This is a genomic window from Streptomyces sp. NPDC033174 (genome assembly GCF_055577795.1).
Genome location: NZ_JBVIPQ010000009.1, coordinates 1517 through 15704 on the forward strand (window position 1 = coordinate 1517; position 14188 = coordinate 15704).

Annotated in this window: 9 protein-coding genes and 1 pseudogene; 7 read left to right on the top strand and 3 right to left on the bottom strand. The window is 69.6% G+C overall.

The genetic code is table 11. The annotated features are described in order from the left end of the window. The first annotated feature begins 810 nt into the window (after positions 1–810). A complete protein-coding gene (locus ACZ5VC_RS26145; RefSeq protein WP_469122716.1) occupies positions 811–1578 on the top strand; it encodes a transposase in 768 nt (255 codons plus the stop codon). 67 nt (positions 1579–1645) lie between these two features. Here the strand turns inward: ACZ5VC_RS26145 and ACZ5VC_RS26150 are convergent, their stop codons facing one another. Both ACZ5VC_RS26150 and ACZ5VC_RS26155 read right to left on the bottom strand, forming a co-directional pair. Continuing rightward, positions 1646–2077 (bottom strand): VOC family protein, encoded by a 432-nt coding sequence (locus ACZ5VC_RS26150; RefSeq protein ID WP_469122448.1) that lies wholly within the window; start codon positions 2075–2077, stop codon positions 1646–1648. Positions 2078–2602: 525 nt separating this feature from the next. Next, positions 2603–3424: a hypothetical protein gene (locus ACZ5VC_RS26155; protein ID WP_469122449.1), complete on the bottom strand. Its 822-nt coding sequence runs from the start codon at positions 3422–3424 to the stop codon at positions 2603–2605. 23 nt (positions 3425–3447) lie between these two features. On the opposite strand from ACZ5VC_RS26155, the gene ACZ5VC_RS26160 reads away from it, so the two are divergent. Together ACZ5VC_RS26160 and ACZ5VC_RS26165 are read left to right on the top strand one after the other, a co-directional pair. Next, on the top strand, positions 3448–4125 hold the full coding sequence (locus ACZ5VC_RS26160) for a response regulator (protein ID WP_469122450.1): 678 nt from the start codon (positions 3448–3450) through the stop codon (positions 4123–4125). Between the two features lie 150 nt (positions 4126–4275). Beyond that, a pseudogene (locus tag ACZ5VC_RS26165) lies at positions 4276–4458 on the top strand (cobalt-precorrin-6A reductase); the annotation flags it as partial. 190 nt (positions 4459–4648) lie between these two features. Here the strand turns inward: ACZ5VC_RS26165 and ACZ5VC_RS26170 are convergent. Next, positions 4649–6703: a fibronectin type III domain-containing protein gene (locus ACZ5VC_RS26170; RefSeq protein ID WP_469122451.1), complete on the bottom strand. Its 2055-nt coding sequence runs from the start codon at positions 6701–6703 to the stop codon at positions 4649–4651. Between the two features lie 1133 nt (positions 6704–7836). Between ACZ5VC_RS26170 and ACZ5VC_RS26175 the strand changes: the two genes are divergently transcribed. The 4 genes from ACZ5VC_RS26175 (at position 7837) to ACZ5VC_RS26190 (ending at position 13999) form a co-directional block, all read left to right on the top strand. Further along, a complete protein-coding gene (locus ACZ5VC_RS26175) occupies positions 7837–8916 on the top strand; it encodes a hypothetical protein (protein ID WP_469122452.1) in 1080 nt (359 codons plus the stop codon). Between the two features lie 531 nt (positions 8917–9447). Further along, positions 9448–9762, top strand: a complete 315-nt coding sequence (locus ACZ5VC_RS26180; protein ID WP_469122453.1) for a trypco2 family protein — start codon at positions 9448–9450, stop codon at positions 9760–9762. 54 nt (positions 9763–9816) lie between these two features. Beyond that, positions 9817–13056, top strand: a complete 3240-nt coding sequence (locus ACZ5VC_RS26185; RefSeq protein WP_469122454.1) for a hypothetical protein — start codon at positions 9817–9819, stop codon at positions 13054–13056. 355 nt (positions 13057–13411) lie between these two features. Next, complete coding sequence (locus ACZ5VC_RS26190) at positions 13412–13999, top strand: hypothetical protein (RefSeq protein WP_469122455.1); 588 nt, start codon at positions 13412–13414, stop codon at positions 13997–13999. Positions 14000–14188 lie beyond the last annotated feature (189 nt).

The following is a 14188-nucleotide window of genomic DNA, read 5'->3' on the forward strand; positions in this document are numbered from 1 at the left end:
GACCCCGCTTTCCATCAAGGTGTTGCCACCCCTGAGGAACGGGAGAGGAAACCGGGGCCCCTCCACCGCAACCTGGCCGAAACTGTTGGGGACCCACAGGCCACTGGGGCCCCCCCCCCCCCCCCCCCCCGGGAACATGACGGGACCGCCGAGCCTGCGGCTCATACAGCGCCAGCTGCTTCGCCCCTCCACCGAGGTTCCTGCGACACCGGCAACCTCACGTTCAGCCAGCCCGCCCGGCTCTAGGCAGCCGGATGGTGATGCGACCTCCACCGGCCCCGCAGCTTCTGGGGCCCATAGGCACCTCGACATTGCACCGGGATCTCCTGGACCCCTTTCCCCGTGGTCGCTGTGATGTTCCCGTCGTTACCCCGGGCCGACAGCCGCGCTATGAGTTGATGCCCCTTCCTTCTTGCCCTGCGGCTTGGCGAAGGCCTCCCCTGCACGATCCTGGGCGAATTTGGCCACCCCGAACGGAACATTGGGCTTGTCCTGCCCAGCGGCCGGCTAGCGCAGCTTCGGGCACCTTGTCGGCGGTGATGTCGCCAAGGCCATTGGGGCCGTCGGCGAAGGCGGGAACGGCAACAGGAAGCGGGACAGCGGCCAACAGGGCGACAGGGCGACAGGGCGACAGTAAGGATGCGCGGCACGGGCTTCATGCGCTCAAAAACGATCATGCCCGAGGAACCTCACCACCGTTTGGACGCTCGGGAGTTTTCCTTCCAGGGCGCCACCGGGTGTCCCGCGGTGCTCCGGCGGGGTGCTTAAGGGTCGTCCCGTAAGTGATCTCGCCCTGCAATGATCTTGATCGTGTCAGGTGTGATCACGGCGTCGGAACCGTCATGGATAGCCCCGTTTACCGGGCTGAGCCCGCGCGTCTTCGGCAAGTTGGTGACCGCGCTTCGCCACGAGGGCGTCAGCTCCCCGGGCCCGGGGCGGCCGTGGGGTCTGCCGCTGGAGGACCGGGTGCTGTTGGTAGTCGCTTACTGGCGCACGAACCTGACGATGCGCCAACTCGCCCCATTGTTTGGCATCTCGAAGTCGGCGGCCGACCGCATCATCGACCAGCTCGGCCCGCTCATCGCATTCCAGCCTCGGCGCCGGTTCGCCAAGGACACCGTGCTCGTAGTCGACGGCACCCTGGTGCCTACCCGGGACCACAGCATCGCTGAACAGTCAAAGAACTACCGGTACTCCACCAACCACCAGGTCGTCATTGACGCGGATACCCGCCTGGTCGTTGTGGTCGGTGAGCCTTTGCCCGGCAATCGCAACGACTGCCGGGCATGGGAGGAGTCTGGCGCGAAGGCCGCCGTGGGCAGGACCCTCACGATGGCCGACGGCGGCTATCCGGGCACCGGCCTCCTCATGCCCCACCGCCGCATCCCGGGCGAAGGGTTGCCGGGCTGGAAGCGCGAGCACAATCGCTCGCACAAACAGGTCCGGGCCCGCGTCGAGCACGTCTTCGCCCGCATGAAGACCTGGAAGATCCTCCGCGACTGCCGTCTCAAGGGCGACGGGGTCCGACACGCCATGCTCGGCATCGCCCGACTGCACAACCTCGCTCTCACGGGATAGCTTCTGCCGCATACGAGACCTGAGAGGTCCCGGGAGACGGCTCCCCCCTCGCAGTCTCGGAGGAGAATCAGGCGAGGCAGAACTCGTTGCCCTCGATGTCCTGCATCGTGATGCACGACTCGTTGACGCCATCGGCGCGCTGCGTCAACACGTGTTTCGCGCCGAGCGCCATCAGCCGTGCGCATTCGGCCTCGAGTGTGGCCAGGCGCTCGTCACCCACGAGCCCTGTGCCGACCCGCACATCAAGATGCACCCGGTTCTTGACGACCTTGCCTTCGGGAACTCGCTGGAAGAGTACGCGCGGGCCCCCACCCGAGGGATCAGCGCACGCGAAGTAGACCTCGTCCTCAGGCGGCAGCGAGTGGTGGTACTCCTCCCACGTGGCAAAGCCCTCCGGGACTGTCGGTACGACGTACCCCAGCACCTCGCACCAGAAGGCGGCGAGGCGCGCAGGTTCCGCGCAGTCGAAGGTCACTTGGAACGGCTTGATCGTTGACATCGGCGCACGATAACAGGGGCCCTGCTCATCTCCCCGGGCGGGTGGATCCACACGTTGCCGGGAGGACGGCCCCTGCCATCCGCTGCTGTGTCGTGCGTTCACAGGGGTGAACCGAGGTCGGCGCCTCTTCCAAAGGGTGAGACCCAGATCCGATCTCAGCCGACCACTCTCGTGCCAAAGATCAGTTACGGGACAGCCCTTAGCCAGCAGCCGCGGCCGGCCCCGCCCCGCCCCGAACCGCGGAACGTCCTCCACACTCACGTACAAGCGCAAGCGCTCGAAGCGCAGCGGGTAACGGAAAACGCCCCGGTGCTCGGGGAAGACCTCCCCGGATCCCCCGGGCATCAGTTCCGCGGCCGCCGCGATCAGCAACAACTCGACCACACGGCAGAGCCTGAATCCCCAGCAGACGACCGAACCCAGCCCGAACGGAGAGCGTTTGTCTCCGGGTTCGCAGAGCACCGGTCTGTTGCGGATGCCTGAATCGTTGGCGAGTTCCGAGAGCCGTTGGGCGTGTCGGGCCGACTAGGGCAGCTGTTTGCCGAGGATCGTCATGACGGCCAGCCAGATCACGCCCGCGGTCCCACCGAGCCCGAGGAGGATGAAGCAGGGCCCCAGTGCAATTTCAAAGAGCCGCGGGGACGGATCTTGAAGTACGACCACGTCCGATAGCTCCCGCGGGTCGTAAGCGACCTGGACGGACGGGGAAATGCTCGGGTAGGAGACGACACGCGTGGTGCCGCTGCTGTCCGTGTACTGGTACGTCCTTGGGGCATCCGCCTGCACCGCGGCAACGGTCACACCGTGCCTGCGCAGGCGAGTCTCGTGGAACCACGACCCTAGACACATCGCGCCGAGCCACAAGGGCCAGGCAGCCATGACGCCGAACGTCACGATGAAGACCGCGCCGGCCATGGCGGTGCGTTCGTCCCCCGCGATGGCGGTGGTCACTGCCAGGGCGAGGACCCCGCCCAGATAGCCGAGCACGACCCGTCTGAGTCTGCGCCGGTACGTCTCGAGCCAGGTCTTGGTGAAGCTGCGCTGGTTGACGAGGGCGTCGCCGTCGACGTCCTCGACCGGTTGCGGCAGCAGTGCGTTTACGGCGTCGGCGAAGGCGACGGCCGCGGCCGCGCTCACATCCTCGATCCGGTGGAGGGACGGTGTCGTCCCGGCCAGGGCCCTGAGCTCGACGGTGACGCTCCGGGCCTCGGCGTGGACCCGGGCGATCGCCCTGGTGGGGATCGTCACTTTCTCACCGGGGCGTTCCAGGACCAGCTCATCCTGCTCCGAGCTCAGAACGGTGGCGCCGCGTCCGTGCAGGACGGGTATGGAAGATGTGTTCGGCATGGGCAAGATCGTAGGGCGAACGGTTGCCTGCGATCGTCGACGACCAGGTGTTGCTCCGGGGCTCGTTCCGGATCCTCGTCGAGAACGAGCCCGGTCTCACCGCCGTCCGGGAGGCGGGCGACGGGGCCGAAGCCGTGGAACTGGCCCACATGCACCGACCGGACGTGGTCCTGATGGACGTCAGAATGCCCGTCATGGACGGCATCGAGGCAGCCCGACAGATCTGCGGCTCCCCGGAGACCGCCGGCGTACGGGTGCTGATCCTGACCACGTTCGACCTCGACGAGTACGTCTACGCAGCCCTACGGGCCGGTGCGGCGGGCTTCCTCCTCAAGGACGCCCCGCCGGCGGAAGTGCTGGCCGCGATCCGGGTCGTCGCCACGGGCGACTCCCGGCTGGCGCCGGCGGTGACCCGCCGCCTGATCGAGGACTTCACCCGCCGCCCCGCCCCCTCCCCCAGCCGGGGTCCGGCCCCGCTGACAGGGGTGACGGAGCGGGAGCGTGAAGTATTGGAGCTGATCGCGCGGGGCCTGTCGAACAACGAGATCACGGCACGTCTGCACCTGAGCATGGGAACGGTCAAAACCCACATCGGCCGCCTCCTGGCCAAACTGGACGCCCGCGACCGCGCCCAACTGGTGATCGCGGCGTACGAGTCCGGAGTCGTGTCGGCCTCCGACGGCGGCCTGGGACCACACTGAGAGACGGCCCCGGCCCAGGACGGTTACCGGGATGCTGCTGCTCGAACCGTGCAAGCCGGCCCGTGCCCCATCCCTGCCCTTGCGAGCGGTGAAACAGGGTGGTGATTGCGTCGCCAAAGGCCGCGGCCGCTGGACGGCCTCGGCGAGCGGGTGTTCCTGACCACCGGCGCGTCCGGGCCTCGCGTCTTCGCGGACCGCCCGCAGTGGTTCCTCGTACGGTCCGTGGACGCCCCAGGAGCCGCTGATGCCGGCCCGGACCGAAGTCCTCCTCGACCGGCGCTCTTCCACCTCGACGGCGAGCGCGCGCTACTGGCCCGGCAACGGATCGAAATCCTCGTCACCAAGGACAGCGAGGCTGCCGCGACCGCCCCGAAGTTCCGAGCGGCCCGAGGCGGGGATCCCCGTAGTCGTGGTCGGTCCCCCAGTCCACCCCGCGCGGCCACCTCCATGGAGGAGGCGGCCGCTTGGGTCACGCGTCGGAACCGGGGGTGCCCGCGTCCCGCTGAGGGCCTGTCCCAGTCCCTCAGATACGGTCCTGGACGACGGTGTACCACGGGTAGACGCCCGCCACGCTGCCGTCGGCCCGCACGGCCTCCAGCGTGTAGAAGTACGTGTCGCCCCTGGTCGCGGTGGAGTCCGCGTAACTGCGCGTCTCCGCGGACAGCAGCCCGCCGGGCATGGGCTCGTACGCCTCGGTCGCCGGGTTCCACCGGCTGATCCGGTAGCCCGAGACCGTGCCGCACAGCGTGGTGTTGTCGCACTTCCAGTTGACCGAGGGCCCAGGGGAACCGATCACCGTGTCGTGAGCCACGGAGCCGAGCGGCCAGTCCGGCAGGACCGGCACGGACGGCCGGACGTCGAGTTCGACGGCGGACACCAGGTCGACCCCCGAGGCGGACGGCTGCAGCACGTTGCCCCAGCGGTCCTTGGCGACTACCGCGTACTCGTACGTCTCGCCGTCCGGCAGGTCGCCGCAGAGCATGGCGAGCGGGTCGCTCTGGCCGTCCCGGCAGCTGCCGTTGCCGATCCACTTGATCGTGTCGTCGTCCTGCCGGACGCCGGTCCAGACGTAATACCTTTCGACGTCGTCCTCGGTCGATGCGGCCCAGCTCACCAGTACGCCGTCCTTGCGCGGGGTGGCCTTCAGGCCGGTGACCGGGGCGGGCGCGACGCGGTCGGCGGTGCGGAGGGTGACCGGGCCGGAGAAATCGGACTCGTTGCGGTTCATGTCGACCGCGGTGACCACGTAGGTGTAGTACGCGCCCAGGGTCATGTCGGTGTCCGCGCACTGGCCCTCGATCGGGTCGGAGCCCTGGACGTTGTACTCCGTGCACGTCACGAGGGTCTTCTGGGCCGGATCGAACGTGGTGCCCGGCGAGCGGTAGACGCGGAAGCGCCCGCCGTTGTCGAGGTCCTCGAAGAACTCGCCCGGCATGTTCCAGTAGATCCGGTTCGCGCCCCTGTCGGCACTCGCCGTGATGTGGGTCGGGGCCTCCGGCGGCGTCCGGTCAACGCCGTCGCCCACCGCCGTGGCGGAGAACGCGCCCGCATTGCCCGCGTCGTCGAAGGCGCGGATCCGGTAGTACCGGTTCTTGTTCACCGGCGCGGTCCGGTCCTCGTACATCGCCCCGCTGGTGCTGCCGAGCAGCGTGAACGGCCCAGTGGCCGCATCGGCCGCGTGGACCTCGTAACGGTCGGCGTCGGCGACGTCCTGCCAGCGCAGGGTGTTGATGTACGAGTCGCCCTGGACCGTGATCCCCGTCGGCGCCGCCGGGCCCGTGCGGTCGACGGTCGTGGCGGTGACGTCGAGGCTGCCGGTGGACTCGCGGCCGGCCTTGTCAACGGCGCGGACTTCGTACAGGAAGGCCTGGCCGGTTGCGGGCGCCGCGTCGACGAAGGACGGGGAGGTGAGCAGCGAGCTGCCGCTGACGTTCGCCCACTGGGTGGTGCTCAGCCGGCGGTACACGCGGTACCCGGCGAGGTCCATCTCCTTGTTGGCCGTCCAGCGGAGGGTGGTCTTGGCGGTGTCGCGGTTGTACGCGGCGGTGAGGCCGGTGGGGTACAGCGGCTTGACCGTGTCGACGCTCGCCTCGGTGCGCGGGGCGTACGTGAACCCGGCGTAGGCGTAGCCGGTCCAGGCGACGTAGTCGACGCGGATCGTGTGCTTGCCGGCCGGGATGCTCAGGTCGAGGGTCTTGCGGGCGGTCGTGGAGACGTTCTTCCACAGGTCGATCCTGCGCACGCCGTCGACGTAGACACGCATGCCGTCCTGGGTGGCCGCGGAGAGCCGGAACGGGCCGCCGGAGCCGAAGTCCCGGGTGAGGGACCAGCGGATCGAGAAGTTGTCGTTCGGCAGCGTGACGCCGGCCGGGTCGCCGGAGCCCATGTTCTCGGCGATGGCCGAGTCGCAGGCTGTCAGCTTCGGGGTGCCGCTGAACGAGGTGTTGGCGAAGTACTGCGCCGTCCAGACCGGAGAGGTGCAGGTCACGGCCGCGGAGGCCGGGGCGGCGGTGATCAGGCCGCCGGCGGTGGCGAGGGCGGCCGTCACGGCCAGCGTGCTCAGCCGGGTACGAGTCATCACAGAGAAAGGGGCCCCTTTCCGGACCAAGGCGGATCAGATGAAACATCAGACGCCTGTGTGACTCGTGAGGCGGGGGCAGGGTTGCCCCACCTCGCACGTTTTTCCGGGAGGACGTCCGGGTGTTCGGGGGGCGTCCCGACCGCTCACCCGCAGCGGCGCGGCGTCCAGGCGATCGCCCGGCGTCGCCGCGCTCGACCACCCGCGCCTGCGAGGAGCCGATCCAGCCAGACCCCGAAGGTCCGGCCCCCGCGGGTGGTAGGCGTCGATGCGTACGCGACCCGCAAAGGGCGTCACTAGGGCGTCACTACGGGACTGTCCTGGTCGACGTCGTAGGCTGCCTGTCCCCGTAGGGTAAGACCAAGGTGAGCAAGCTCAGCGAGTCGTAGGCGAGACTCCTTTGCATGCTCCTCGGCCTCCTCTTCGAACCGTGCGAGGTCAAGGCACTCTTGCTCTACCGCATCCTCGGCGCTTCGAAGCTGGTCCAGCCACGCGTCAGCAGCGACACGGGCTCGGATCTACCGGTCGAGGTCCGGCGTACACCGGTCTTCCGTCCTGATGGCCTGCGCGTAGCTGTCGTCGACGCTCCACCTGAAGGGGGCCGAAGTAGCCCACCCCACCGCCCCCGGCCGCACCCAAAAGACCGCAGATCGCACCAATCAACGCCGCATCCATGCACCCCCGTCCCGTGGACATCGCCCTCGAACGACTAGGACATCGAGCCCTCGGGTCGAAGGGCCGGCGATCGGTGGGACCGGGCCCCGCCCCCCTGACCAGTATCCACAGACGGGCGTCGGCCGTGATCCATGTCTGCCCAGTCGCCGACGCACGGTGCCGTGCTGGCTTCGTACAGCACGGCACCGTGCACAGCACCGCGACGTCCGGGATTGCCCGGGAACAGCAACTCCTCCAACCGGAGCAAGACCTCTTTTCACCGCCCCGAACTGTCAGCGCCCGTCGCTCCTACCGCGGCACGTTCACAGGCAACTTTCCAAGCGCGTCCGGGGACCTCAGCAGTCACTCACAGTGCACGGTTCACACCATCTGAGCCAGAACCCGGGTTTCGACAGCGCAGAGCGGTCCGGAAGGTTCGAACAGTGACGCTTGTCAGCCCTCGGGCCTAAGGTGTGCCGGTGATCTTCAGGAGAAAGCAGAAGGCCGCGGACCTCGGCGTCGCCGTGTCCGAGCTTGAGCAGGCCGTTGACGCTCGCGACAGTGTCGGCACCGAACGTGCCTTCACCGCCGTGCTGAAGGGTCTTCAGCAGGCGACGGACACCGAGCGCGTCCTGGCGGGGCCCCGGTTGGCCGCCCTGCTCCCCGCCTTCCCGCCCACCGGCCCGCGCCCGCTTCTGGCGTCGGCGGCCGGGTACTGCGTCGAGAGCGGCGCTGATCCGGCGGCCTGCGCGGGCCCAGTCCTCGACGGTGTCCACCGAGACCTGCTCGACGCCCTGGAGTTCGCCCGCCGCTGGACCGCTGCCGGCGGAGCCGAGGATGAGCTGCCGGAGCCGGACGAGAAGATCATCGATGATGCGCTGCTGGCCCGCTTGGGCGGCGACGTGTCCGAGGCCACGCGGTTGGCGCTGGCCTGGTGCTCGGTCCAGGAGTGGCAGCCGCCCGCGCTGGCCGTCCTGTGCCGCAGCGCAGAGGTGCGCCGTCGGCACGCATCCATGCTCCTCCCCGCCTGCCGCGACCTGGCAGCCCTGGAGCGGCATGACCTCAAGTGCCTGGCCTACGCGCTGGCGGTTCTGGACAACGAGCCCCTGGTGGTGCTGCACCGGCCCACCGGGACCGGGTTCGAGCTGCGCATCGGCGGCATCGGGGACAACTTCCAGTTGCACACGCTGCTCGCCCACGTCCTCGTCGGTGGCGGCCACGTGCCCGGCACCGCCCCTTCGGCTGAGAGCGTCCGCCTGGCCTCGGACCCCGAGCCCGCCCGAGAACGGACCGGGGCCGTCGCGACCGGAGCCTTCGAACTCCTCGCCGCCGACGGCGAGCGGATCTGGAACGAGGGACTGCCCGACGACATCCCGGTGGTGGAGGGACACCGCCTGCTCGTGCTGGACGAGCCGCTGTACCAGCGCAGCTGGAACGCCGACCGATTCCTTCCCCATCTCCCGGGTACGGCCGAGCTGACCCGCGTCCTGACCGCAGACGAGACGCGGACCTGGTTCGCCCGCACCTCGTCCGCCAAGGGGAGCCGACAAGCTTCCTGACTCGGTGGACCCGGCCGCCACCACCTACAGACCCAAGCCCGCAGCACAGACAGCAGCCTCGACTTCATCAGCGACGCCGTCAAGACGTACATCAAGACGTACATCAACGCAGCGAGCCGCGCCTTGATCGCCTGCTACTGCGGGCTGTGTACGGGCCGACACGGTGATGGACCGGTGGGGCCGCCGAACCGGTGGGCCGCCGCGGTGCGCCGGTCCGGCAGCCGGAACACGGCGCCAACACGCGCGGGCCGCCTGGGGCGCGGTGTGGGGTGGCGGGGGGCCTACCCCCAGTGCGCGGTCAGCGGTCGGACCAGGCGGAGTGGCGGGCGACGAGCGTCCATTCGTCAACCGTCCGGCCGGGGGGGCCGGCCGGACGCCCTCACCGCCGGGCCACCTCGATGACGTGCAGCACGCTGCGGAAGGTGACAGGTGGGTGGCGGGAGTGGCTTCCCCGGGAACGGTCTCCTACGTCCTGCGATTGTGCGATCGTCGTCCCGAACACGCCGAAGAAAACGCGATCTTGGGGGATCAGTGGGCAACGGTGGCGGGGAAGACTGGCTGGATCTGGCCGACGCGGTCACGCTCTTGCGGGACCAGGTCGCCGAGGCGCAGCGGCGGGTCTCGGCCGAGGGGGACAAGGGTGTCCTCTTCTCCCTTGGGGAGATCACGCTGGAGCTCGGACTCGAGTTGACTGGCAGCCGGAACGTGGACGCGGGGCTGCGGTTCGCGGTCGTCAGCGTGGGCGGCAAGGCGGAGAGGGCAAGCAGGGCCACCCACAAGGTCACTGTGCGGCTGGAGCCGCACGGTGGGGATCTCCGGCCGGTCAACGTCTTCGACGAGGAGTAGCCGGCACGGGAGGGCGACGCGGAACAGCGGTCGGGGACAGCGGTAGGGGGACGGGTGGAATTTGACCGGCGGGTGCAGATCAGGGTCCATCGGCCGAACGGCACGACGTTCGGATCCGGCTATCTGGTCGCTCCCCGGCTGGTGCTGACGGCAGGCCATGTCATCGAGCCGGCCATGGGGCCGGACCCGACGCGGGTGACTGTTTGCCGGCCCGACGCGGGGAAGGACCAGTTTCCGGCAGCTGTCCGGTGGTGGCGCATCGGCGATCAAATCGACGCGGCGCTGGTCGAGGTCGATGAAGGGCCCGTACCGGGCGGCGACGGCCTGTGCTGGGAGCCGCCCGAGTCGCTGATTGACGTGCGCACCCGGCCTCCACAGCGGTGGGGCCGAATCATCGGCACCCGGCCCCACGCGGTCACCATCGCCGGGTTCCCCCGCATGGAGAAGGACCCACGCACCCTCGACCGCTTCGACGGCCAGATCAGCGGGGAGATCATGCCGGGGACCGGCTCGCTCGCCGGACGCTACGAGGTCTTCAGCAAGGACGCGACCATCCCGGTGCGGGAGGGGAACGGCTCCGGCTGGTCCGGGATGTCCGGCGCCGCCCTGCTTGCCGAGAGCCGCCAGAGCGGCCTGCTGTGCGGGGTGGTCCGCGAGGACCGAAGGGCCGTGGGCGGCACCCGGCTGACAGCTACCCCGACGTCGGCACTCCTGGCGGACGAACGCTTTTCGGCGCTGGTCGCCGACCACGGTGGGTGGCAACTCCTGCTGGAAGCCGCCGAACCAGTGGACCTGCTCGAACCGGCGTCCCGCGAGCGGGACCTGCGGTCGCCGGCCATGCTGCTGCGCGCCGACGCCGAGGCCGTGACGTTCCGCGGACGGGAGGACGAGCTGCAGGCGCTGCGGGACTGGTGCCAACGCGATGCCGAGGGCTTCTCGGTACGAGTGGTCACCGGGCCCGGTGGGCAGGGCAAGTCCCGCCTCGCCCGCCGGCTGTGCGACATCCTGCGCGAGGAGGGGTGGGTCACCGGGCACCTCCGGGCGGAACTGCGTGACAGCGACCTCGCCCTACCCGAGCTCAGGTCCCTGGAGACCGCGCTCCCCTTCCTCTTGGTCGTCGACTACGCGGATGCCCGGCCACGCCTGGTGCGCCGCGTCATCGGCCAGCTTCGGAGCTGTCGGCACCGCACCCGGCTCCTGCTCCTCGCCCGCACCGGCGGCACCTGGCAGACCGACGGCCTCACCGCCTCCCACGCGGACGAGATCCTGGCCAGGGCGCCGGCAACCGAACTTGCACCATTGGCACCCGAGGATGGTCCGCCCGAGACCCGTACCGCGCTGTTCACCGACGCCCTCGGCGACCTCGCCCATCTGCTGGAGGAACTTCCGGGCCTGCCCGGCCGGCCGCCCGCCGGGTGGCCGGCACTCGCCAGCGCCCTGCGTGCCCCGCAGGATCTGGACGAGCCCTTGTACGAGTCCGTGCTCACCGTGCAGGTGACCGCCCTCGCCACCCTCCTGCAGCACGGCTCAGCGCCGGTCGAGGCCGTGCCTGAGGGACCCGCCGAGGCGACCCTCCTCCGGCATGAGCAGCGGTACTGGGTGCGGTCCGCCGAACAGCTCGGGCCGCTCGATCCGACGACCCTGCAGCAGGCCGTCGCCGTCGCCGTGCTGTGCGGGGCGGCGGACCAGGCCCAGGCTCTCACGGCCGTCGGCGCGCTCCCCGACATCCCGCCCGCTCGGGCGGCGGGGGTGGCGGCATGGCTCCGCACCCTCTACCCGCCCGGTCCCGACCAGTTCTGGGGCCCGCTCCAGCCCGACCGCATCGGCGAGTACCACGCCTCCCGTGCCCTCCTCGACCTCGATCCGCCACTCCCGCTGGCCGCCCTGCTGGCGTGCTCCTCCACCGACCAGCAGGTGCAGCTGGTGACCGTGCTCGTGCGGGCCGCCGTCGCGCACCACCAAGCGGGCCGCAAAGCCCAGACGGCCGGCATCCAGCAGGCGCTGCTGAACGCATGGGAAGCCACCGCCCCCGACATCGAGGTGCTCCAACAACTCCAGATCGCCGTGCCCTACGGGACCAATGGCCTGGACAGCCTCGACCTGCGGCTCGCCGAAGACCACGTGGCTGCCGCCCGCCGCCAGGCCAAGGACGGTCCGACGTCCGCGCAGCCCGCCCTCGCGGTCGCGCTGAACGGCCTGGGTTCCGCACTAAGCCGCGCAGGTCGCCATGAGGAGGCCCTGCACACAGCGCAGGAGCGAGTGCAAATCTGGCAGGACCTGCACAGAACCCACGGCACCCATGACTTCCAGTACGCCCTCGCACTAAGCGGGCTGAGCTTCCACTTGCGCGCCGTCGGGCGCGACGAGGAGGCGCTGCGCTCCCTCGAACACGGCGTGGACCTGATGGAGCGGCTAGCGAGGACAGACCCAGATTTTCGGGAGACGCTCGCCCTCGAGCTGCAGCACCTCACCGACTTCCTCCGAAACCTGGGCTACCACGACGAGGCCACGCGCGCACTGCGCCGGGCCGTGGAACTCAGCCGACAGCTGGCCAGGACCGATCCCACGTACGAATTCGTGCTAGCCCTCCGGTGCTCCAACCTCGGAACGCTTTTGGTCCAGTCGGGCCGTTACGACGAAGCCCTGCTAGTCATGACGGGCTCGGTGGACAACCACCGCCGACTCGCCCGTCGCGACCCGCATCGCTACGAGCCGATGCTGATCTCTGCGCTCACGAACCTCGGCAATCTCCTGCACACCGTGGGGCGTTCGGCCGAGGCGTGCCACACGATGCATCAGGCGATCGCCCTCGGGGAGCACAGGCGACGGATCGGGCTTGGCAACAGCGAGACGGACACCGGCATCGTCTTCCACACGCTTCAGCTCGTCCTCTGGCAGGTCGAGGCCGGATCCGCTTCGGAGTTCCTGGCCGCTCTGCGACGTGCACTGGATGTCTGGCACCAGCTCGACGCGGCGGCGCCGGAGTACGAGCCCGCCGTCGCCTCCCTCCTCACCCACACGGTGACCCGGCTTACCGGATACGGCCTCTGGGAGACCGCACTGGAACCCGCGATGACGGCGCTCGAGATCTGGAGCCGACTGGTCTGCCGGGACCCAGAGGCTCACCTGCTCGGCTTTGGCCGCGCGGTCGGTGCGATGGAGCAGGTGGCGTCAAACGTCGAGGAGGAGTCGGTCAGCGCCGAACCCCTGCTCGCGGCGCTCCACCGCCACCTGGCGGAGCTGCTGCCGGTCGCCTTCGAGGCGGCGCAGAGCGCCGTCATCCACCGCCGGTAGCGCCGACCCGCCACGACGGGGCTCGGCGACGGCAGGTGTCCTGTCGCAGCGCATGTGAACGTGAAAGCGTTTGACCTGCGGCGTTGCCGGATGGTTTGAATCCGGGCCCCTGACGTTCTCCACCTACCTGCTCTTGCGGAAGTCGTGTCTGCCGTGGACGCGGCGTTGACGCGAGCGTGAGTCGGGGTGCTGGTGTGAAGGGGACTGTCCCGCTCCTGAGCTCACTCCTCCGGCTCGGCTGCCACGATGCCCGGCGGACCAGGGCGAGGCGTATCGACGGGTGGCGTCGGTGACGCTCCCCGCGATGGCGAAGGGCGCCTACGGTGAGCTGCGGGGCGGCGGATAGCGTGCGGGCATGGTGATGACGGGGAAGCGACGGGTCCTGTACCGGCAGGGCAGCGGGTTCTGGCGGATGACGGCGAAGTGGGTTCTGCTCTTCGGGGCCCTGTACCTGTTGGACGGCGGGCTGCTCCGGTCGTGGGGCGACGCTCTGGTCTGGCCGATGATCGGGATCCTGCTGTGGGTGCCGTTCGGGATCGGCGTCGTCTGGTACCCGAAGAAGGACCAGCGCGTCGAGCTCACGACGCGTGAACTGCGGGTGCGGCGCAAACGGCTGCCGATGGAGAAGGTGAACCTGTTGCACGTGGCGCGGCTGTGGCTGGAGGGGCGGTCAACCGCGGACGACCAACCGGTGATGGAATGGAGACGGTTCGACCGGGTGGTGTGGGTGCCGCTGCGGGACGGCCGAGCGTTCGGCGTGGAGTTCCGCGACCCGGCCGCGTTCGCCAAGGTTTTCGGCGCCTTCGCGGTCGCGGCGTGTGGCGGGCCCGACATCGTCCGCGCGAGGGCCGCAGCGGAGACCTACCCGGATCCGCTCCCGATGCGGCCCCGCTCCGCCGGCGACGCAGGCTCCTGGCTGGACCTCCTGGACATCTTCAACTGACAGACGGAAATGTCGGCAAGGGGCAGCGCTCCGTCAGGGACACGGGGAACTGCCGGCGTTCTCGACCTCCCCCAGGAGACGTTTCACACAAACCTCCTGCCAACTTGCCTGCCCCACCGAGTATGCGCCTGCGCTGCACAGGATCCCTTCGCCCCCGAGATAAACCAGGGAATGGGGCCGGAGAACGGC

Bases quoted from the DNA above. Each gene is read 5' to 3' on its own strand.
- ACZ5VC_RS26150 (WP_469122448.1), bottom strand. From the start codon at position 2,077: ATGTCAACGATCAAGCCGTTCCAAGTGACCTTCGACTGCGCGGAACCT.
- ACZ5VC_RS26155 (WP_469122449.1), bottom strand. From the start codon at position 3,424: ATGCCGAACACATCTTCCATACCCGTCCTGCACGGACGCGGCGCCACC.
- ACZ5VC_RS26170 (WP_469122451.1), bottom strand. From the start codon at position 6,703: ATGACTCGTACCCGGCTGAGCACGCTGGCCGTGACGGCCGCCCTCGCC.
- ACZ5VC_RS26190 (WP_469122455.1), top strand. From the start codon at position 13,412: ATGGTGATGACGGGGAAGCGACGGGTCCTGTACCGGCAGGGCAGCGGG.